Source organism: Paenibacillus sp. Soil750, assembly GCF_001428045.1.
Taxonomy (GTDB): Bacteria; Bacillota; Bacilli; order Paenibacillales; family NBRC-103111; genus Paenibacillus_E; species Paenibacillus_E allorhizoplanae.
Genome location: NZ_LMSD01000012.1, coordinates 857722 through 878691 on the forward strand (window position 1 = coordinate 857722; position 20970 = coordinate 878691).

The following is a 20970-nucleotide window of genomic DNA, read 5'->3' on the forward strand; positions in this document are numbered from 1 at the left end:
AAACAGAAGACCATGAATTCAGCCTTATAGGTTGAAATCATGGTCTTTTTTTCGGCTTTCGCTTCAGTATAACAATATGATGCTTGCGAAAACGAAGATAGATCAATACGCCAATAGCAGCTAGTATGACCACAATGAATAACGAAATACCCATATAGGTATGAAACAAATGTAAAAAACTTTCAAAATTATTGCCGATAAATCGGCCCAGCGTCACAAAGGTTGTACACCAGAGCAGCGCCCCAGTTCCCGCATACAAAATATACTTATAAAACTTCACGCCGCTTACACCAGACAAATAACAAGTGAAATGACGTACGCCAGGTACGAAATAACCAAAGAAAACCGTCCACAGACCGTATTTCTTAAACCAGCCTTCTGCTCTCTCGATTCGGCTCGGTGTCAGCTTTACCCATTTGCCATACCGATTGAGAAACGGTTTACCTACACGATGACCAATGAAATAACTAACCGTCATGCCTGTCATTGTCCCTGCATAAATAACGGCAAGTGTGGGACCGAAGTCAAAAGGACCTCCCAAAGCGGTCAAAGAACCGATAAAGACCATCAAGGTCTCATCAGGAATTGGCACGCCAAGCATCCCAGCGGACAACAAGAGATATAAGGCAACATAGCCATATTGGCTAATAAAATCAAACAGGAATTCCTTCACAACCTACACTCTCCTGAGTTTAACTTCAACTGCCTCTTAGCTGCACAATGGGACTTAAACAAATCTCGTCCTAAGTTACAGTCATGCAAGCTTACGTACAAACATACCTTGTACTATATCAAACGAAAGAAAGCGAGGCAATATATGCGAAATCACGCACAGATTGTCCGTGTCGCCTTCACCTACATCGGAACCGTTGTTGGGGCTGGGTTTGCTTCCGGGCAAGAAATTCTTCAATTTTTCACTCGCTATGGTTCGCTCGCTACTTTTACGATCGCTTTATCAACCGTATTATTCATATGGATTGGCATACAACTTATGCTTATGGCACATGACTTGAAAGCAGAATCCTATGAGGATTTGAATAAAGTTCTTTTTGGAGAAAAAATCGGAAAATGGATTAGTTTATTTATGATGGTTGTTCTTTTTGGCATTACAACTGTTATGTTAGCAGGAGCAGGCACGGTTTTTGAAGAGCAGCTCCACCTCTCCTACACTACGGGGCTTCTAATCACACTCGTACTTTCTTATGTCATTCTAACGCGTGGGATCAAAGCCATCATGACCGTAAACTCAATTGTTGTCCCCATTATGCTGCTCTTCAGTTTCATCATTGTCGTGTACACCTGGCATTCACCTACGTCTGGCAACTGGCTGCGTATCTCAAGCGAAGATTCTCTTGTTCGCGTTTGGTTTGCACCATTTCTTTACACTGCCTTTAATTTGGCCATGGCACAAGCTGTACTCGTTCCAATGGGAGGCGCGATTCGCGATCGCTCTGTGCTCTATTGGGGTGGCTTGCTTGGAGGTGCAGGCATTGGGTTACTTCTACTAGCAGCACATTATGCACTTTCCGCACAAATGCCGGGCATCGCACAATTTGAAATCCCAATGGGAAATATTATGACCAAACTAGGCTATTTCCCGCAAGTCGCCTATTTACTCGTTATTTATGGCGAAATTTTCACGACCTTTATTGGGGATGCCTATGGCTTATCCATGCAGCTCCAGCAACGAATCAAAATACCTCCCAAATTGTTGCTCATCGTCATTTTACTTCTCAGCTATGCCATCAGCCACATTGGTTTTAAAACGCTGTTAACCGCTTTATACCCGCTATTTGGCGTCGTGAGTGTCGTTTGGCTCGTCTTGATGATCTGGCGTAATCGCCGAAGTACGCTGTAGGGCATTCCCAGACGGGAAGCTGAGTACGATAATCAACCGTATGAACAATAGCAGCATTCCCATCGCAGAAAAGATAATACCTGTAAGCAAATAAGCCCAATGGAAATTCACGATTTCCGTATGATCTCGCCCAACAGCCACTAGCATGGCGATCATAAGTAGAAGTCCTATACAAAATAAACCAACGACAGAGTAATCCATGATCGTCCACCTGGAGAAATAGGTAACCGCAATCTGGGCTTGGCCGACAGCTCTTGGCGAGGCAGCTTGCTGCCTCCATAGCTGATGCACCGTCCAAGCAGTAAAGATGCCGGCACCTGTCACAAACAGACCAACCACAGCACCTAGAATAGCTAAAAATAAATTCATTCATGTGCCCTCCTTTCATCTGACCTTGAGCTAGTGTTGACGCAAGCCGTAGATGAGCAATAACGTGCAGCCGAAGCTAATAACTGGGAGCGCATAAAGCAACGGAAGGATCATCATATGAGGAAGCTTCATCGCAGGAAACCACAGCACCTGCAGACTTTTCCTCTCCATCTCCCCGTCCTCTTGGTTGCTCTTATGAGCTCGTAGTGCGTCTGTCGCTCCCTCATTCCACTGAATCTTGCCTTTTTTCCAACCGACTTGATAGGAAATTTCTCGGTGATCCTTCCTCTTATCGTTTCCTTCCACGTTCGATGCCTCCCATCCCATGTTTCTATAAGAGCGTGTTCAAAAAGTCCATTTCGGACAACCACTATAATTGAATATACAGGTGATCAGGAATTACATGTGCTGCCGCATCGCGCACATGCCCATGACAGGTAAATAGCAGAACCTGATGACGCTTACTCAAATCCGCGAGTACACGCAAACAACTTTCCATCCGTTCCTCATCGAAATTCACGAGAATATCGTCCAAAACCAACGGTAAAATGGCTTTGCCGCCATACTCTTCTACAAGCGCAAAACGCATGGATAAATACAATTGCTCAGCTGTCCCGCGACTAAGTTGATTCGTGTCCACTTGTTGTCCATTTGCTCTTACTGCTAGTAATCTTTGCTCTCCAAATGGTGCCTTAACAGCTTCGAATGCTCCGTTCGTCATCATTGCGAAATACGCAGAAGCCCGCAACAGTACGCCTGGTTGACGATCCTTTTCGTACATATCACGCGCCTTTTTCAATAAAAGCGCAGCAAATGAAGCTACCGCATATTGATTTACTTGCTGAGATAACGTCGTTCGAATCCCTTCCGCCTGCAGTCGCAGATTCGCCGCTTCAGCCCCCTGCTCCAGCTTCTCAATCTGCCCCGACATCTTGCCAATGACTTCTCTGTGCTCATTCGTTTGCTTGATAGTCTCCGACAGCTTCTGTTGCAGCGAAGCAGCTAGAAGAGCCAGATCTTCTTCTCCCTGTGATTCCATCAACTCTATAAAGCTCGCCATTAATGAACGGCTTAATAACGATTCCAAGGAGGCTTCAAGTACGCTGCTTTCATCTTCAAGCTTCTTGCGTTCCAGCTGTTCCCGTTCCAAAATTCGCAGGTGCTCACCGTCTTGCGCTGATGCATCCTGTAAGAGTTGATGAAGACGCGCCTGTATCCGATCCATGTGTTGCTGAACCAGCAGAAGCATTTGTTCCGTCTCAGCGATCAACTGTTCTGTTTGTCTGCGTTCCGCGATATGAACGTGCTGCCGCTGCTCATCTTCTTTCCACCGCTTCAATGCAAACAAATAATCTTGATTGGACGGAGGCAATTCAAGCAGTTTTCGAACCGTTTCTTCAAAGGTATGAACATTTTCCTTTAACATGTCTAACTTGAAAGTCATTTTGTGAAGTTGACGCAGCCCATCTTGAGCTAACTCGATGACCTGAATCGTTTCTAGCAAGGCATCTGTTGATAGATGTGAGCCTACCCCTAGACTGTGCAACCATTCCTCCCATGCCTTGTGTATCTGAAGAGTGTCTTTTTTGACTTCGTTTGCGTAGCGGACACGCTGCTCAACTTGCTGCTGAAGCAGCTGCAAATGTTCTCGTGCATCCCTTAATTTCTCGAGCTTACGAAGCTGCTCACTATGTAGATGCTTACCCTGATCTACCTCACGGAACCAAGCATCCAGATGTGGCTGAAGATCTTGAATTGACACACTCGCATTTCGATAGGATCCATGTTTAGTAAATTCTGTAGCCGCAGCCGCTTCTTGAAGATTAGATTGTTGATAGTGGACTTGCTCAAAATGGCGCAGCTGCTCCTGAATGCGGCGTTCCAGCTGCCCCAGTTCCTGCTCCAAGCGATGATCTTGGACAATGGTTGAGGACATGGCACGAGCTGCTCTGCTCCCTTCCACTTGACGACTCATAAGCCAAATATAGCAAGTCACTCCAGCGAAAATAAGGAAAACACATGCAGCTGCGAGCCAGTTCCCCTGCCATCCGATAAGTAACGGAGTGACAAGTGCTAGAAAGCCTGCTGCGATCATCATCCGTTGACGAAATACACGCGTTGCCTCTCTGCCGGCTTTCGTTGCATCTTCGAGACTTTGCAGGTGGAGATTTTGCTCTGCTTGGCGTTCTTGCAAATGTGTAAATTGACTTGATACTAGCTGCCAACGCCCATAATCCGAAGCCAATTTCTGTAATAAAATATATGGATCAGCGTCCATCGACTCCGTGTTTGCTTGTAAACCTTTGCATGCCGTTTCAAGATGACCGACCTGCTCTTGTCCACGATTTACTTGCGTATGTAAACTGTCCAATTCTGCTCCAATGCGCAGTTCAAGTTCGGAGCGATTGCTGAATTGCTCTTTATATGTACGCACTTGTTCACGAAGTGAAATCGTCACAGCGAATGAAGTGACATCGGTTTCATCCCATTGCACATCCAAATTGGCTAGCAGTCTATCCACTTGAGTACGTTGATGTGCAACCTCAACCTGGAGCTGCTCAATCTGTCGCTTATTCTCCTCATAGCTAGCCGTTTGCTCTAGCAAGTGGTTCAGCTCGATTTGATGCGCGAGTACTTTCGGCTCCAGCAGGAGCGCAGCCAGCTCTCCGCTCAAGCTCTGCACACGCAGCTGCAACTTGTCGCGATCCGCTTGGAGGCGCTCCTGCTCGGCCTCGAGCGTCTCCAGCCTTGCGGTGGCTTGCTCTGGGAAGCCCGGCCGCGCTGGCAGGCCCTCCAGCTCGCGGCCGATCTGCCGCAAGCGGAGCCAGCCGCTGCGCGCCTTGCCGGCCAGGCCGAGCTTGTGCAGCTCCGCGCGCAGCGCCTCCTGCTGCCCCTCCAGGGCAGCAGCGCGCGCCTCCGCGGCGCGGCGCTCTTCTTGCAGCCGATCGTAGTCGGCTGCGCCATCCCGGCTGCGGCGCAGCGACTGCTCCAGACCCTCGAGCTCCTTCAGGAGACGGTTCATCTCCTGATTGCGTCCGCGGGGTCTGTACAGGCCGTCGGCCTGCGCCGTCAGCTTGCGCTCGGCCTCCATGATGGCCGAGCCACTTACACCAAGCCCAGCGCTATACAGATAGCCGCTGAGCTCGTCCGTCTGTAGGGAGCGAAGCTCCTGCAGCTCGGTTAAACCAAAAGCGAACAAGCTGCGATAGAGATCGGCCGAGAGGCCGCCCAGCAGCGTGTTCAGCAGCTCTTCCCCGCCGGTGGTGCCATCGGCGAGCGTAACCTTAACGAGCCCCGCAGAGGCTCGTTTGCCGCCTGTGGCGGGCGCGTCGTAGCGCTCGACGCGGATGTGCTGACCCTGCTCATCAAGCAGGGTTAGCGCGCCCCCGTGGGCGCCGCCGCCTAGCGGCTCGTAACGCTCCGACCGATTCGTTCGCGTCGGAAAGCCGAACAGCACCGCACGGACGAAGCCCATGAGCGTGCTCTTGCCCGCTTCGTTGGCGCCATAGAAAACAGCCAAATTACTATCCGTATGCAGCTGACGATCACGCAAGCTGCCAAATCCATCGACTTGGATGGCGATAATTCTCATCCAGGTCCCCCTCCATCCGTGGTTAGCAGATCTGCGACAAGCACTTCTGCGGAACGCAGCCAATCGCGCAGCTGTTCAGGCGTTGCTGCAGCTGGATTTCCTGCAGATTGAGGCATCCCCTGCAGCGCTGCAAGAGCTTCATCTGCGAAGCTCTCCAAGGCGGATTCGTCGATTTGCAGCGCCGCCGCATACCTTAACAGATCGCCTAGGAAGCTTTTCTCTTCCAGAACTACTCCCAGATCAATCTCACTAGCCGTTCGATCTTCGATCGATTCGATCCACACGAAGCTGCTCCGCTCCACTTCCTCTTCTCTTAACTCATCCATCAATTCTTGTAAGGCACGGCCTTTACGCAGTCGTTCATGGATTTCACTACGGCCTTCCAAAACGATGCGCACAATCCCATCTCGACCGTTAGCGTCTTGACGAAGCCGATCTAATAAATCGCCCAAGCGATCTTTCAATATTTGCTCCGACGGAATTGAGCTCACCGAAAGTGTTTCTTGAAACCACCGAACCGTGTCTAACGCGTGAAAAATAAGCTCCGCTCGACCACTCTCATCGATGTTTACGAGATAACAGCCGCGAGGCCCAGTTTCCCGAATACTTCTGCCTTGAATGTTGCCTGGATACACAATCGCTGGCTGTAGGTTCATAACCTGTCTTGTATGTACATGCCCAAGTGCCCAGTAATGCATGCCAGCATTGAGTAAATCCTGCTTGCTGCAAGGAGCATAATTATCATGATGAGGATCTCCATCGACATTCGTATGCAAGAGTCCAATCTGACACACTTCTGCTTGTCCTCTTTTAAATTTCAACGCGAGATTCTCTGTTACTGCTGAGCTTCCATAGGAAATCCCATGAATTTCGGCGATTATGCCGCGATCTTTCTTAGCAACCTGTAAGGTCTCCACATGATCAGACGCAAAAAAATGAACGTCTGCCGGCCAAACTAACTTTGCGGCACGTCCATCCTCGGGGTCATGATTACCATGTATGATATAAGCAGGAATGCCTACAATCGCCAAATGTTCCACTGCTTTTTGAAAACGAATTTGTGCCCGCAGTGAACGATCCGATACGTCATAGACATCCCCGCTAATCAGTACAAAATCCACCTTTTCTTGTATCGCAAGCGCCACAAGCTCCTTCAACGCTTCGAACGTCGATTCTCGAACTCGCTCTCGAACCCGTTCAGGAAGCGCCGACATGCCTTTAAATGGGCTATCTAAGTGCAAATCGGCAGCATGTATAAACCGTAGTCGTTTCATGGCTCTAACGCCTTCCTTTATAACTTTATTCCTGTTGACCTGCTTCTTCTTTACCTGGTTGCTCCGTTACTTGATAGCGTTCATACACACTTTTCAACTGACGAAGCACACGATTCAATGAGTAGGTTTTTTTCGCCTTTTCCCAAGCAGCTCGTGCTAAATTGTAACGGAAGCTAGGATCAATTACGACTTTCTCCAAAGCCTGGCTCAAGGCCATTGCATCCCCGACAGGTACAAGCAATCCATTATGACCATGCTCAATTTGCTCAGCAATCCCGCCAACATTCGTACCGATCAAAGCTAACCAGCACAGCGCTGCTTCTGCGAATACAGAACCGAAGGCCTCTGCACGAGATGGCAAAACAAACACATCAAAGAATGGCATGAATTCTTCTGGATGAAGCATATACCCATAAAAAATCGTATCTTCATAAATATTATGCTCGATAGCTAATTTCTCAAGCTCCTCACGGCTTGGTCCATCACCAATAATATGTAAAACAAAAGGATGTCCGCGTTTCTTCAGCTCGCCACATGCAATCAGCAATGTATCCAAGCCCTTCGCAGGAACTAAACGACAAACCGTAATAAATTGCGTGACTTGATTTTCATGTGAAATCGGACGGAATCGCTTCTCATCAAAGCCATTTGGAATGACGCCAATGCGTTCGCTGTCCTGCACATATTCAGCCATGTACTGCTTAAACGAATTTGAAACCGTGATAATCTGATCCACTTTCGCTTCTAACTCACCGTAGATCTGGGTTAGAAATTGATGCTCCACGCCATTCTCAACAATGCGCCCATTTAAAATAAGCTCTCGCTCAAAACTGGAGTGAATGGTCAAAATGACAGGTGTATCTGGATAAATTTGTTTCATAACCAGTGCAGCAATCGGATGATGGGCATGTATAATATCAAATTTCTTAGAAATTCTGAGCTTCGTCCACCATACATAATCTTTATAGGTTTGAATGTATTTATCGATAATTGGGTTTCCGGCATACTTCCGCCAATCAAAAGTAGTGAATAACACATCCTCGGATCCCTTGCCGCGAATACGCTTAGGAAGCGAGAAAAGCTCCATTTCCCAACCTTTTTTATTAAATCGTTCCAAAATATAGGGAACCATGGATGATACCCCACCCGGTTGTTCCGGGGGGAAAAATAATGCTTGCAATATGTTCATTGCATGAGCCCCTCTCCCAAATCCTTGAGCTTACCACTTCCTATTGTAACTTGTGTCGGGCGAATAGAAAAGAGAACACAACCTCAACAGCACAAATGTTCTATCCCTGAACCGCTTTTTCCTTTATAATAGAGTCTACTTCTGTGGAAAAATAGACCAACTTGGAGGAACTCATGGACATCATGGATTTACTTTTCGGTGAATTAGCTACGTTTCTATCCCATGCTATGATTGTTGTCATGGTTGCGCTCATGTTCGTGATCTCCCTGCGTTTGTTTCTAGACCGACGCAAAAAAGCGTATATGTCCATGACGATATCGCTCATCTTCGTAGGTATCCATTGTTTGCTTCAAATATATTTCATTCTCAGCGGTATCCACACGAGCATCGCTGATTATTCGCAGATCATGCTCAAAATTATTTCATTTGTACTTATAAATATGGGAATTTATCAATTATATAATCGCACGAACCGCAAACAATATACATTTTTCTACGGTTTAATTGTCATGGGATTTGTCGTCTCTACGCTTCACTTCATTGTTCCAAATCTATATAGCGGGACAGATCATCAAGTTCGTCTTCTACAGAATATTGGACTTGAGTTATATGTATTCGTGCTCATTTTTCTCTGCTTCTATATGATTCCACCTTATATCGGTCAGCAAATGAAATATCAACTGGCTTTAACAGTTTACTTTTTATTCCAGACGTCTCAACTTCTAAATACATATGTGTATGATAATGCGCAGCCTGTGCTTATCTTGGCTGTCAATCTACTGCCCGTCATTTATTACTTTCTCTTATTTATGATACTCTTTGAACGTGTCGTTGAGCTCATGCAAGCCATCTACAATTCATCGATAACGGACGGTTTGACTCGACTCTATAATCGCAAGTTTTTCTATAACCGTGTAACACAGCACGTTCAGCGCCACTTGCCCGTTTACATTTTATTCAGCGATATCGATAATTTCAAAAAGTTAAACGATACCCAAGGACATCAAATGGGTGATAATGTACTCAAGCAGGTTGCGCAAATTATGAAGGACGAAGCCGAAGAATGTGGGATTGCTGGCCGTTATGGCGGTGAAGAAATGGTTATCTTGGTATCCGATCCCAGCGTGAAAATGGATGCGTTCGCAGAGCGAATCCGCAGTCGCATTGAGAAAGAAACGATCGTCACCGCGAGTATCGGGTATAGCAAATATAAGAACGGCTTAAGTGCGGAAGACCTTATTAAACAAGCTGATGAAGCCATGTATCGCGCCAAAACAACAGGAAAGAACAAGGTTGTGAAGTTTGCCTAATTCGCTAAGCTGTAAAGTACCGCACCTGGAGGTAAGTAACTCACTTGCTTTTCAGTTCTTATGTCTTTTCACTCCATGCCTTATAATAGACATGTACAGACAATTCCGTACAAATTCTATATTAGAGTAGGAGACTGATGAAAATCATGCAATATCGGAAACTTGGTAATAGTGGTCTCAAAGTTAGTGAAATCAGTCTAGGCAGTTGGCTTACTTATGGTGGCTATGTAGGGGAAGACCCTGCAGTGCGTTCCATTGAGCAAGCATACGATCTGGGTGTTAACTTTTTCGATACAGCCAATGTGTATGAACGCGGTGAAGCCGAGCAGGTTATGGGTAAAGTCCTATCCGCATATCCTCGGGAATCCTACGTTCTAGCGACGAAAGTTTTTGGTAAAATGGGCGAAGGTCCTAATGACCGTGGACTCTCCCGCAAGCACATTAAAGAGCAAGCTGAAGCTAGCCTAAGACGCTTGAATGCGGACTACATTGACATTTATTATTGTCACCGTTTTGACACTGAAACGCCGTTGGAAGAAACTTTGCGCGCTCTAGATGACCTAGTTACACAAGGGAAAGTGCTTTACATTGGCGTTAGCGAGTGGACTCCAGCTCAAATTGTTGAAGCTTATGCGCTTGCTGATAAGTTATTACTCGATAAGCTGATCGTAAATCAGCCCGTATACAATATGTTCAATCGCTACATTGAAAAAGATATCATTCCGCTCGGCGAAACGAAGGGCTTCGGCCAGGTCGTGTTCTCTCCACTTGCACAGGGCCTCCTGACAGGCAAATACCGTGCAGGGCAGCCAATCGCCGCCGATAGCCGGGCCAGCAGCAAAAATTGGGATGAAAAGCAGCTGAATGAAGCTTCTTTACATAAAGTAGCCCAACTGTCCAGTATTGCGGATGAACTTGGCATTAAGGTATCCCAACTGGCGATCGCTTGGATTCTGCGTCAAAACAACGTATCCAGCGCCCTTGTCGGTGCGAGCCGACCAGAGCAAGTAGTTGAGAATTGCAGCGCTAGCGGCATTCATTTGACAGATGATGTGCTTAGCAGCATTGAGACGATTCTGCAAGGATAAGGGAAACTATAGCTACTTTTGAGATATGCGTGTTATGAGAAACCTGCCGTTGTGCAGGTTTTTTTGCGTGTTTGAATGGTTAAGTGGGGTTGGTTGATTTTCACATAAAAATATGAAATAACTGGAAAATATACAGCTATTCTAAGCAAATAACCTTGGAAATTTGATTTAAATGGAAAATATGTAGCTAATTTCTCCAAATAAGCTTAAACCACTAAAAACACCTATAAATAACTGTAGTAAATCCATCTAATCAGGAAACGAGGGCAACTCGAACAAAATTAGCTGTATAAAATACAGTAATTCATTTATAGCTCTCAACTATGCGCAAAAAAAAAAGAAGAGCAATATCGCTCCTCCTTATTCATTTCCTTCCGAGTAATGCTCCTTACAGAACGCTTCCACGACGGCGACTTCATCGTCCTCCAGGTCGAAATCCAGATAAAGCTCGGTCGTTTTCTCGTATAACTCGTATTTCATAAGTGCTGATGTTTCTTCGGTCACATTGTAGATCGCTCGGATATATAGGCCGCTCTCGGAATATAGCTCATCATCTTCCTCGACTTCGATATCGATGATAAATTCGTAACGTTGCCCCGTCAAAATCTTAAAAGGATCTCTAATCAATTCTACTGTGTAAGTTGTAATCGTAAACATAGTACCGCCCCTTTCTCTTCTGCACCTGTTAGTATAACCGAAATACGCGCAAAAGAAAAAAGGCACCTCCAGATCGCTCTAGAAATGCCCCTATCGGTATTCCACACAAGATATACCTACCTTTACTTCACACCTAAAGCATCCAAGTTACGCCCAATTTGCAGCAAATGCGTTTGCACATGACGAATAAAGCCTTGAAACAAATCAGCGATGGAGATTTCTTTACCGTTGTTATTCCCCTTACGTTCCCACTGCTCATCTGTCAAACGCCCGTAGAACAGTGAATTATAGGCAAGTATGGCATCAAACGCAAGTAGTATGTCACTCAACTCCGTCTGGTTCGCTTGTGAGCTCGCAACCCATGCATCTTGATCATAGAGGAGAAACTCTTTGCCATTTTCTGCAACAATTTTACGAATGCGGACAGCGTGCACGAAGCTGGCATCGACGAGATGAGCTACGACTTCTTTGACGCTCCACTTCTCGGAAGCAGGCTTCCATTCCAATTGTTCACGTGAAAGCTGACTAACGCGTTGTTTAATTAATTCCGAAGTTGCAAGGTAAATATCAATATGAAGCCTTGTTGTCTCACTCACGTTCTATACACCCCATTCTTGAAAAATTTCTTCTGTGTGCTCACCCTTAAGCGGCGGTTTGCGATAAATCTGAAACTCGTAGTCCGTTAGCTTAACGGGATAGCCTACGGTCGTAGTTTGCGTATGATTAGGAAGCGTTAGCTCATGAATCAAGCCACTTTCCTTCACCACAGGATCATGCAAAATGTCCTCAAACGTATTGATTGGCGCACATGGGACACCTCGTCCATCAAAAATGTCGAGCCATTCTGCAGCGGTTTTCAGGCTGAATGCTTCCTGCAGAAGCAGTGCAAGTTCCTTCTGATGCTTTGCGCGCAGCGTTTGATTCTGAAAACGTGGATCGTCCGCTAACGCTGGTAGTTCCACCGCATCCACCACCTCACGCCACAGCTTCTCGTTGCCAGCTGCTATAACGAATGGCTTATCACTGCCATGATAACCTTGATACGGTGCATTGCGTGGATGCGCGCTGCCCAAACGCTTCGGCGCCTCGCCATTGCCATAATACTCACTAGTCTGCAACGCGGATATCCCTAGCACACTAGCTAACATGGAGCAATCAATGTAACTGCCTTTCCCGCTTCGAGATGCTTGATGAATCGCCGCAACAACTGTGTAGGCACCATAGAGCCCTGCCACGAAATCAGCCACAGGAACCCCGCATTTGACAGGTGCGCCATCCTCTTCCCCCGTCACACTCATCAATCCGCTTATCGCTTGAATAGTCACGTCGAAGGCGCCTTTTTGTGCGTAAGCACCCTTTTGCCCATAACCAGAAATGGAACAATACACGAGCTTCGGGTTCTCCTCCACTAATCGCTCATAGCTAAGGCCAAATTTCGCCAATACGCCAGGTCGGTAATTTTCCACGATGACATCGGCTTGCGCACATAACTCACGCAGTCGTTTAAGATCCGCAGGTGCTTTAAAATCAATCGCTATGCTGCGTTTATTCCGATTTAACGAACTGAAATTGGAGCTATAACTCTCTCCTTCTTCGTTTGTGATAAATGGCGGCCATTCTCGCATACTGTCCCCCACTTCAGGCCGTTCCACCTTGACCACATCCGCGCCCAGATCAGCAAACAACATTCCCGCGAAGGGACCTGCCGCTATTTGACCGAATTCAATAACTTTGATGCCTGCAAGAGGGCCGTGATTGTTCTTGCTCATATGCGCTTCGCTCCTCTTTGTTTGGTTGTTAGCAATCGTTCCTTCTCTTTAGCTAAAAACAGGGCTAGCATTATCATGCTTCGTAATCACATCTCGCGCATTCCCAGAGGCCACATCATGAATATGCCTCGGCTGTTTCCCGATATCTGTCCCATAAATGTGAATCGTAATCGCGACCTCATCAAATGGATTCGCAACGCCATGGATATCAAAATCCGGCGGATACACAAAGGAGATGTCACCTTGCGTAGCTGTAACCTCCGATACCTCACGAATTGTGTAGCGTGGCTCAGCAGATTCGCCGTGATCTTCACGACGATACCTTTTCTCAACAATTGACCCACGGTAAACACCGACTAACCCCCAAACCAAATGATCGTGAACCGGGGCAACCTGACCCGCCCCCCAGACGAATGCAATAACGGCGAAGGACTCGTTCTCCGGCCTATACAGTAAATACTGCGCATATTTATTCGGCAGCGGCACTTGTAAGTCCTCAGGAAGCAACTGCTCATTGGTCAGCAATTCTTGCAAATGCGGCCGCACATGATCAATGATTGTCCGATAATCCTGATGACTAGCTAAAATACCTGAAATATTCGCTTCCAACTGATGAAATGCTTGGTTCGCACTCATGGCCATCCCTCTTTCTATGATTGAACTACTGCACCTTTCAAATAAGCACCGAAGTGTTGCTTCGCGAACAATGGATAAATGCGTCTCAATTCATGACTTACCTCATAACGAAGTGTCGCTAACTCATTCGTTGAAGGGGGTTCAAGGTTTGGAATCGATGTATCATCATCGTTGTTCAAACCTAGATCAAAACCAGTTTTCCCCTGTACCTCAGCTGGCTTTACGCCTGGAACGGTTGCTGCTAGCTTTAATCTGCCATCGGGCCCGATCGGTTTCATTACCCCCAGCGGTGTATACACGCCAACTAATCCGTTTTGATGATAAATGCCTTTCCCCGAAGAAGGTATCGACGTAACGAAATCGAGCGTTTCAGGGAATCCTTTGATACCATGATCTGTTTTAAATAAGAAAATGCGTTTGCATGTAAAATAAACAACCCCTGAGCCTGCTCCTCCAGGGAGTCTTACCTTCGGCTTGCCATAATCGCCAATCATATGCAGATTGATGCGTCCGTAGCTGTCGATTTGAGCACCGCTTAGAAAGAACACATCCATTTCTCCCCGCTGCATGAGATCAAAGAACTCTTTCGTTCCTTGAAAAGGCCAATCACACTGACCGAGAATGTAAACAGAGGCTTGCTTCGCATGCCTCGCTTTGGCAAGCAATGCAGCCGCAGCAGGGATAGGTGAGTTATTCCCGACTCCGATAACCTCGTGATTATGCAGCTCTCTTGCCAAGTAACAAATCATCGCTTCCTCCATGGAATAGGAAGACAACCTAACCTGCTCCATACGACTCATACGATACCTCCCCTCACTACGTGTTAAATAAGCTCTTTACATATTCTTCAAAAGAAGCATCCGATCTAGATGCTTCGATATAAATGGAAATTTCGTCATCATCTACCTCATAGTAACCTGGACAAGCCGTTGGTACAGCACCACCAGGTGCATGAATGACACCGCTGAGAAACAACGATGGGATGAACGCTACACCATGGTTAGCTTCACTTAACAGCTCCTCGGGGGACACGATCTCCTCCACCGTAGCAAATGATTTCACTGAAGCTTGTGCGAGTAGTCGATTGTTCTGCGCTGGGTGAGCAATCACATTGCCCAGCGTATCCGCCTTGTAGCCGTGAAATATGGCTACGTCTGGTCGAATCGCCGGCACGATGGCTATACGCTCCTCCGCATTGTATGGATTCTTGATCTCATGAAAATCCGGTCTAATTTGCATATAATCCGTCCCGAGAAGCCCTCGCACTGGCGTGAAGGGGATACCTGAAGCACCTGCCCCTATCGCTGCAGTCAGCGTTGGACAAGCATGCTCTAATCCGACAATTGCGCCTTGCTCAAATTTGCGCCGGAAGTTCAGTCCAAATCCATACTCTCCCAACGAAATCTGTGAGAATTCCACAGTCGAAACCACCCCCGCTCCGATCAGGAGATCGGCATTCACTGCCGCAGCCCCCGTACAAACTAGATATAACTCGCGCCGCTTGGCACGGATGATTTCACGAATAAGGACCATCGGGGACATTTCCATATTGCCGCTAATAGCAAGCTTCGTACCATCCGGAATCTGTGCAACAGCCTCTTGGATGGAAATTATTTTGGATGGCACATAACTCACTCCTTCTTTCAAGAGGTTGTTCAAGTAAACTCCCCTTCTTACAATGGATAATGACAAGCGGCATAATGACCGGGTGCAATCGGCGCTAATTCAGGCACAACTTCACGGCAAAGTGCCGTCGCCGCCGGGCAGCGTGTATGAAAGCGGCAGCCGGAAGGCGGCCTCGCAGGTGATGGCATTTCGCCTTCCAAGGGTACGAAACTCCGCTTACGTTTGGGATCTGGCACTGGAATGGCGGATAGAAGCGCCTTCGTATAGTGATGGGCAGGATGCCTAAACAACTCATCTGTTGGTGCAATTTCAACTAGCTTTCCTAGGTACATAACGCCAATACGATTCGAAATGTAGCGAACAATATTCAGGCCATGTGCGATGAACAAATACGTCAAATTCATGCGTTGCTGAATATCTTGCATCAGATTGACGATCTGCGATTGGACAGAAACATCTAAAGCGGAAACGGCTTCATCAGCTAAAATAAACTTCGGATTCAATGCAATCGCGCGAGCAATCCCTATTCGTTGGCGCTGCCCGCCTGAGAACTCATGCGGCAACCGATCGTACCAGGACGGATTCAATCCCACAAGCTCCATGACGGACTCTACTTTGGCTCTTTTGGCAGATCCTCGTAAGGACTCGTGCACCCAGAAGGGTTCACCAATGATATCTCCCACTTTCCAACGGGGATTAATGGAGCCATACGGATCCTGAAACACAATTTGCATGTCACGTCGTGTTTCCTTCCACCCCTGTGAACCTGATTGAGTGAGATCTCTCCCTTCAAAATGAATACTGCCCGCTGTCGCTTTTTCCAGCTGAAGAAGTACACGGCCTAGCGTAGATTTCCCACAACCGGATTCTCCGACAAGACCGAAAGTCTCCCCTTTACGTATGTCAAAAGACACATCATCAACCGCTTTAATGGAGGAACGTCCTCGCCCGAACCATCCTTGACGAATCGGAAAATATTTCTTCACATTCTTCACTTGGAGCAACGGCGGCTCCGAGCCCAGCAACCAGGCATCATCACGAAGCCCCTCGTTACCAAGCAGCTCGACAGGAGCGGTCGTTACCGCATCCCCGAAAAACTCGGCTGCCAAATGATCAATCCTCTCCGCATTCCAACACGCCACCTCACGGCCGTGAAGTTCCTGCAGTGGCGGGTCTTCACTTAAACAGCGATCCGTTGCATAAGGGCAACGGGGATGGAATCGGCAACCTGTCGGCAATTGAGATAAGCTGGGAATCGTACCTTTGATCGTATACAGCTTCAAGCCACGAACATTATCCAATGTAACAATGGAATGTAGAAGCCCTTGGGTATAGGGATGGGCTGGATTTTCGAACAATTGATGCACGGGTGATTGCTCAACAACCTTCCCCGCATACATGACCACGACACGATCCGCCATTTCAGCTGCAATTCCGAGATCATGGGTAATTAATAGAATCGACATCTGAAATTCATCTTTCAGCTCACGGAGCAAGCTCAAGATTTGCGCTTGGATCGTTACATCCAACGCTGTTGTAGGTTCATCCGCAATAAGCAGCTCAGGTCCGCATGCTAGTGCCATGGCGATCATCGCCCTTTGGCGCATGCCACCTGATAGCTCATACGGATATTGCCCCATCCGAATTTCTGGTTCGGGAATGCCCACTCTGCGCAGTAAGGATATCGCCTTTTCCTTAGCTCCCAGCTTCGAAATTCGCTCATGACGAACAATGACTTCTACGATTTGGCTTCCAATTGTGAAGATCGGATCTAGTGCCGTCATCGGCTCTTGGAAAATCATTGCGATTTTCTTCCCACGGAGATCACTGATTTCCTTCTGTGTCAGTTCTACTAAACTTTGCCCATCGAGCTTGATATCCCCATGTGAAATATAGCCGCCATCATAGTTAATCAGACGCATAATCGACAAAGAGGTTATCGTCTTTCCACTCCCAGACTCCCCGACCAAACACACAATTTCGCCTGTTCCGATGGTTAAACTAATATTGTTGATCGCATTGAGTGAACCGCTGGCTGTTTGAAAATCAACTGACAATGCATCTATTTCGAGTAATGGTTTCATACGCTATGCCCTCGATTTCTTTGGATCCATGCGATCACGAATTTCGTCACCAATCAGATTAACCACAATGACCAATAATGTAATAGCCAGCCCCGGGAACGTAGCTACCCACCAAGCTACCGTCATATAGCTGCGTCCTTGGGAGAGCATATAACCCCAATCTGGGATTTCCTTCACCACACCAAGCCCAAGAAAGCTTAGACCTGTACCTACTAGAATGGAGCTCCCTACACCGATCGTCATCATGACGAGTAATGGAGAGAAGCAATTCGGCAGAATGTGACGGAGCATGATTTCGAGATGTGAAGTCCCCACCGCACGCGCAGCATCAATGAAAGGCCGATTGCGAATCGAAATCACTTGGCTGCGCACAACTCTTGCTTTTCCAGGTATCGTAGCCACACTTATGGCCAATATCACGTTAAAAAAGCTAGGTCCGAGGGCAACCGAGATCGCTATCGCCAACAGAATCCCCGGGATCGTCATCAAAATATCATTGAAACGCATAAACAACGAATCGACTGTACCGCCCCAATACCCCGCAATAAGTCCGAATAATGTCCCAATACAACCACCAATTACGACGGACACGACCCCCATAACGAGCGATTGTCTGCTGCCATAGATGACGAGTGTCCATACATCACGACCGAATTGGTCTGTTCCAAGCGGATGCGAAAAACTTGGCGATTTCAAGAGTTGATCCGTCAGCATTTCCGTTGGCGAGTAAGGAGCAATCCAGGAGGGAACGATGGCACACAAGATCAGAAAAGCTAAAATAAATAGCGACAAGCTTAGCAGTGCCTTGGATAAATTAAGCTTTTTCAACCGAAATCGAAAACTTAGAAGCTCCTGCCTCTTCCGCAGCAGCCTTTCTGTTGTTACCGTGTTGAACAGCATTAGCGCCAACTCCTTTCATCATTATCCTGACTTACGGACACGCGGATCCACATAGGAATAAGACACATCCACCATCAAGTTGACCAAAATATTAAAAAGTCCTGTAATCAGAATTGCCGCCTGAATCACCGGAATATCTTTCTGATTAATCGCGTCTACCACTAATTTTCCTAAGCCTTGCCTGGAAAAAACAGTCTCCGTCACAACAGCTCCCGAGAGCATCTCCCCAACTAACAAACCAAGAATCGTAACCGTAGGCAGCAAAGCATTCCGCAGTACGTGCTTATAGAGCACGATTTTTTCGGATAGTCCCTTCGCCCGCAGTGTCACGACAAAAGGTTCATGAATGACCTCTAACACACTGTTTCTCACCATCCGTGTTAACATCCCAGCGCCTGTCACTCCTAAAGCGAATGACGGTAGAATCAACTGTTTAAAACTGCCATTCCCAATTGCAGGCAAGAGCTGTAAATGCACCGAAAAGACGAGGATAAGCAGGATACCTAGCCAAAACTTGGGCATGGAAACGCCTAACAAACTAATGACACGCACGATATAGTCCAATACACGATTTTGATACACGGCTGATAATACACCTAGAATAAAGCCAACGATGATGGCAAAAATAGTGCTCAATAAAGCTAGAGAAAGTGTTGCGGGCAGCTGGGCTAGCAGTCGATCTATGACAGGTTGACTATTAGCGAAAGAATGCCCGAAATCTCCCCGAATACTTTTCCACAAATACACGGCATACTGCTGCCAAAGCGGCTGATCTAAGCCAAATTGCTTTCTTAAATAGTCGATGCGCTCAGGCGAGGCATCCTCACCTGCAATCATCTGGGCCGGATCACCGGGAAGCCAATGAATGATTAAGAAAACAAGCGTCAACGAACCTAGAATGACTGGAATAGAGACGATGAGCCTGTTCAAGATATACTTCACCATCCGTGACTCCCCCTCGTGATTTTATTTTTGAATCCAAGCATCGTAGAACACAGGCCATGCCGGCGAATCGAACGTAATCCCCTTCACTTCTTTCGTGGAAGCAACAGAATAGTTGAACACATAGGCTGGAATCCCGTAAACATTATCAATAATGTACTCTTGGGCGTTTTGATAGATCGTTTTCCGTTTCTCAGGATCTGTTTCCAAGTAGCCCTGCTCCAAAAACTCATCTAATTTAGGATCATTCGTTTTGGCAATATTATTTGCCTTAGAGGGACCTTTGGTCGAGTAAAGTTGTCTGAGCACATCTGGATCACCTGAGAATTGACTGCCTGCGATCAGGTCATAATCCCCTTTATTGCGGCGGTCCGTGTAAGTCCCGGTTGGCAAGGAAATCACTTTCAGCTCGATCCCTACTTGTTTCAACTGCTGGGTGAATATCGCAATCAAATCAAGCCGCTTCTCGCGGTTTCCTTGTGTATCAATGACTTCGACCGTGAGTCGTTTACCGTCCTTGGAACGATAGCCATCTGCTCCTTTAATCCAACCCGCTTCTTCCAGCGTTTGATTAGACTTGGCTGCATCTACTTTGTAGGCATTCTCCCTAGTCGGTGAGTAGCCGAACTGCTGTGGAGAAAGCGGCGACCAGCCTTGCTTCGAGGTACCTAAGTAAATCGTCTTCACTGCCGAATCGATATCCAACGCCGAGCGGAACGCTTGTCGTATTTTCAGATCATTCCAAGGTGCTTTCTGAATATTTAAATAGAGTGTATAGTTGGCTTGCAGCAGCTCTGTTTCTTGTACATTAAAATTACGATCCGCCTTCAAAGCCACCAGATTCTGCGGAGGAATAATGTCCGCCACTTGGACTTGTTTGCTCTGCAGAACGCTGACACGCGTTGCTTCTTCTTCCACGTATTTCACCGTTAATTTATCTAAATAGGCAGGACCTTGATGCTTCGCATTGGAAGGGCCCCAGTTGTAGTCCGGATTTTTCTCAAGTTCAACTTGTGAGCTAGGCGTGATTTTCTTCAGTTTAAAAGGTCCCGTTCCCACTGGGTTTTGCGGGAATGCATCGCCATACTTCTTCACAGCTGTCGGAGAAACGAAGCCTAAATCGACTTTGGCTGCATTGCTCAGGAACGGCGCGAAGGTTGTCTTAAAATTCACCTTCACGGTGAATTCATCAATGACTTCCGTGGATTGATACGAGCCAAGCTCGTTCAATGCGATGGACGCTTTGGTCGCTGGATCGATAATCCGATCAAAGTTAAATTTCACAGCTTCCGCATTAAACGGCGTGCCATCATGGAATTTCACATCCTTGCGTAGGTGGAACGTATAACTCTTTTTGTCCGAGGAAAGCTCCCAAGAGGTTGCTAACCACGGCTTAATCGTGTGATCAGGAAGCTCCACAACTAAGCTGTCATAGATGGAGCGCATAACTCTAGTCGTTGGGGCGAAGCCTGCTTTATGTGCATCCAAGCTGTCAGATGTCACCGTACCTGCAAGTGCCCACACAAGCTCACCACCTGGCGTCACCGTACCCGCTTCTTGTGCTGCACCTTCCTTGGCTCCTCCATTCTTCGAGGCTTCCCCACAGCCTGTTACGATTAAAGTAGTAATAAGTAAACCGCCAATAATGGATCCGATTCTCTTTTTCATATCTTTCT

19 protein-coding genes are annotated in these 20970 nt (G+C 47.0%); 3 read left to right on the forward strand and 16 right to left on the reverse strand.

Annotated elements, in window-relative coordinates; all coding sequences use genetic code 11:
* Positions 1-37: 37 nt before the first annotated feature.
* A complete protein-coding gene (locus ASL11_RS15670) occupies positions 38-673 on the reverse strand; it encodes a DedA family protein (RefSeq protein WP_056615947.1) in 636 nt (211 codons plus the stop codon).
* Between the two features lie 144 nt (positions 674-817).
* On the opposite strand from ASL11_RS15670, the gene ASL11_RS15675 reads away from it, so the two are divergent.
* The gene (locus tag ASL11_RS15675; RefSeq protein WP_056615950.1) at positions 818-1858 is read left to right on the forward strand and encodes a YkvI family membrane protein; all 1041 of its coding nucleotides are present in this window, start codon (positions 818-820) and stop codon (positions 1856-1858) included.
* On the opposite strand, the gene ASL11_RS36510 is transcribed toward ASL11_RS15675, so the two are convergent.
* The 5 genes from ASL11_RS36510 to ASL11_RS15695 form a co-directional block, all read right to left on the reverse strand.
* Positions 1790-2227: a hypothetical protein gene (locus tag ASL11_RS36510; protein WP_157256937.1), complete on the reverse strand. Its 438-nt coding sequence runs from the start codon at positions 2225-2227 to the stop codon at positions 1790-1792. The two genes, ASL11_RS15675 and ASL11_RS36510, sit on opposite strands and share 69 nt — an antisense overlap.
* Before the next feature lie 30 nt (positions 2228-2257).
* Complete coding sequence (locus ASL11_RS15680; RefSeq protein WP_056615953.1) at positions 2258-2533, reverse strand: hypothetical protein; 276 nt, start codon at positions 2531-2533, stop codon at positions 2258-2260.
* Positions 2534-2597: 64 nt separating this feature from the next.
* Positions 2598-5819 (reverse strand): AAA family ATPase, encoded by a 3222-nt coding sequence (locus ASL11_RS15685; RefSeq protein WP_056615956.1) that lies wholly within the window; start codon positions 5817-5819, stop codon positions 2598-2600.
* The gene (locus ASL11_RS15690) at positions 5816-7093 is read right to left on the reverse strand and encodes a metallophosphoesterase family protein (protein WP_056615959.1); all 1278 of its coding nucleotides are present in this window, start codon (positions 7091-7093) and stop codon (positions 5816-5818) included. The genes ASL11_RS15685 and ASL11_RS15690 overlap by 4 nt, the downstream gene beginning before the upstream one ends.
* A 25-nt stretch (positions 7094-7118) precedes the next feature.
* Positions 7119-8282 (reverse strand): glycosyltransferase family 4 protein, encoded by a 1164-nt coding sequence (locus ASL11_RS15695; protein WP_056615962.1) that lies wholly within the window; start codon positions 8280-8282, stop codon positions 7119-7121.
* Between the two features lie 173 nt (positions 8283-8455).
* Here ASL11_RS15695 and ASL11_RS15700 point away from each other — a divergent pair, with 173 nt between their 5' ends.
* Positions 8456-9592: a GGDEF domain-containing protein gene (locus ASL11_RS15700; RefSeq protein ID WP_063795579.1), complete on the forward strand. Its 1137-nt coding sequence runs from the start codon at positions 8456-8458 to the stop codon at positions 9590-9592.
* Positions 9593-9738: 146 nt separating this feature from the next.
* A complete protein-coding gene (locus ASL11_RS15705; RefSeq protein ID WP_056615964.1) occupies positions 9739-10680 on the forward strand; it encodes an aldo/keto reductase family protein in 942 nt (313 codons plus the stop codon).
* A 360-nt stretch (positions 10681-11040) separates the two neighbouring features.
* Here the strand turns inward: ASL11_RS15705 and ASL11_RS15710 are convergent, their stop codons facing one another.
* The 10 genes from ASL11_RS15710 to ASL11_RS15755 all read right to left on the reverse strand — a co-directional run bounded on the left by ASL11_RS15710 (position 11041) and on the right by ASL11_RS15755 (position 20962).
* A complete protein-coding gene (locus tag ASL11_RS15710; protein ID WP_056615967.1) occupies positions 11041-11337 on the reverse strand; it encodes a DUF6509 family protein in 297 nt (98 codons plus the stop codon).
* A 122-nt stretch (positions 11338-11459) separates the two neighbouring features.
* A complete protein-coding gene (locus ASL11_RS15715; RefSeq protein WP_056615970.1) occupies positions 11460-11933 on the reverse strand; it encodes a DinB family protein in 474 nt (157 codons plus the stop codon).
* A gap of 3 nt (positions 11934-11936) precedes the next feature.
* A complete protein-coding gene (locus ASL11_RS15720; protein WP_056615976.1) occupies positions 11937-13106 on the reverse strand; it encodes a CaiB/BaiF CoA transferase family protein in 1170 nt (389 codons plus the stop codon).
* Positions 13107-13154: 48 nt separating this feature from the next.
* Positions 13155-13742, reverse strand: a complete 588-nt coding sequence (locus ASL11_RS15725) for a cysteine dioxygenase family protein (protein ID WP_056615979.1) — start codon at positions 13740-13742, stop codon at positions 13155-13157.
* A 14-nt stretch (positions 13743-13756) separates the two neighbouring features.
* Complete coding sequence (locus ASL11_RS15730) at positions 13757-14542, reverse strand: CoA-transferase (RefSeq protein WP_056615982.1); 786 nt, start codon at positions 14540-14542, stop codon at positions 13757-13759.
* A gap of 16 nt (positions 14543-14558) precedes the next feature.
* Entirely contained in the window at positions 14559-15368 is an 810-nt protein-coding gene (locus tag ASL11_RS15735) for a CoA transferase subunit A (protein WP_162261652.1), read from the reverse strand.
* A gap of 47 nt (positions 15369-15415) precedes the next feature.
* Positions 15416-17452 carry an ABC transporter ATP-binding protein gene (locus tag ASL11_RS15740; RefSeq protein WP_056615990.1) on the reverse strand — a complete coding sequence of 679 codons (2037 nt, stop codon included), beginning with the start codon at positions 17450-17452 and terminating at the stop codon, positions 15416-15418.
* Positions 17453-17455: 3 nt separating this feature from the next.
* Positions 17456-18352 (reverse strand): ABC transporter permease, encoded by an 897-nt coding sequence (locus ASL11_RS15745; protein ID WP_056615993.1) that lies wholly within the window; start codon positions 18350-18352, stop codon positions 17456-17458.
* A 21-nt stretch (positions 18353-18373) separates the two neighbouring features.
* Positions 18374-19297, reverse strand: coding sequence for an ABC transporter permease (locus tag ASL11_RS15750; RefSeq protein WP_056615998.1), 924 nt, complete (start codon positions 19295-19297; stop codon positions 18374-18376).
* Between the two features lie 21 nt (positions 19298-19318).
* Complete coding sequence (locus ASL11_RS15755; RefSeq protein ID WP_063795580.1) at positions 19319-20962, reverse strand: ABC transporter substrate-binding protein; 1644 nt, start codon at positions 20960-20962, stop codon at positions 19319-19321.
* Positions 20963-20970: the final 8 nt, after the last annotated feature.

Bases quoted from the DNA above. Each gene is read 5' to 3' on its own strand.
- ASL11_RS15755 (WP_063795580.1), bottom strand. From the start codon at position 20,962: ATGAAAAAGAGAATCGGATCCATTATTGGCGGTTTACTTATTACTACT.
- ASL11_RS15690 (WP_056615959.1), bottom strand. From the start codon at position 7,093: ATGAAACGACTACGGTTTATACATGCTGCCGATTTGCACTTAGATAGC.
- ASL11_RS15745 (WP_056615993.1), bottom strand. From the start codon at position 18,352: ATGCTGTTCAACACGGTAACAACAGAAAGGCTGCTGCGGAAGAGGCAG.
- ASL11_RS36510 (WP_157256937.1), bottom strand. From the start codon at position 2,227: ATGAATTTATTTTTAGCTATTCTAGGTGCTGTGGTTGGTCTGTTTGTG.
- ASL11_RS15700 (WP_063795579.1), top strand. From the start codon at position 8,456: ATGGACATCATGGATTTACTTTTCGGTGAATTAGCTACGTTTCTATCC.
- ASL11_RS15710 (WP_056615967.1), bottom strand. From the start codon at position 11,337: ATGTTTACGATTACAACTTACACAGTAGAATTGATTAGAGATCCTTTT.
- ASL11_RS15750 (WP_056615998.1), bottom strand. From the start codon at position 19,297: ATGGTGAAGTATATCTTGAACAGGCTCATCGTCTCTATTCCAGTCATT.
- ASL11_RS15705 (WP_056615964.1), top strand. From the start codon at position 9,739: ATGCAATATCGGAAACTTGGTAATAGTGGTCTCAAAGTTAGTGAAATC.
- ASL11_RS15695 (WP_056615962.1), bottom strand. From the start codon at position 8,282: ATGAACATATTGCAAGCATTATTTTTCCCCCCGGAACAACCGGGTGGG.
- ASL11_RS15720 (WP_056615976.1), bottom strand. From the start codon at position 13,106: ATGAGCAAGAACAATCACGGCCCTCTTGCAGGCATCAAAGTTATTGAA.
- ASL11_RS15740 (WP_056615990.1), bottom strand. From the start codon at position 17,452: ATGAAACCATTACTCGAAATAGATGCATTGTCAGTTGATTTTCAAACA.
- ASL11_RS15675 (WP_056615950.1), top strand. From the start codon at position 818: ATGCGAAATCACGCACAGATTGTCCGTGTCGCCTTCACCTACATCGGA.
- ASL11_RS15725 (WP_056615979.1), bottom strand. From the start codon at position 13,742: ATGAGTGCGAACCAAGCATTTCATCAGTTGGAAGCGAATATTTCAGGT.
- ASL11_RS15685 (WP_056615956.1), bottom strand. From the start codon at position 5,819: ATGAGAATTATCGCCATCCAAGTCGATGGATTTGGCAGCTTGCGTGAT.
- ASL11_RS15730 (WP_056615982.1), bottom strand. From the start codon at position 14,542: ATGAGTCGTATGGAGCAGGTTAGGTTGTCTTCCTATTCCATGGAGGAA.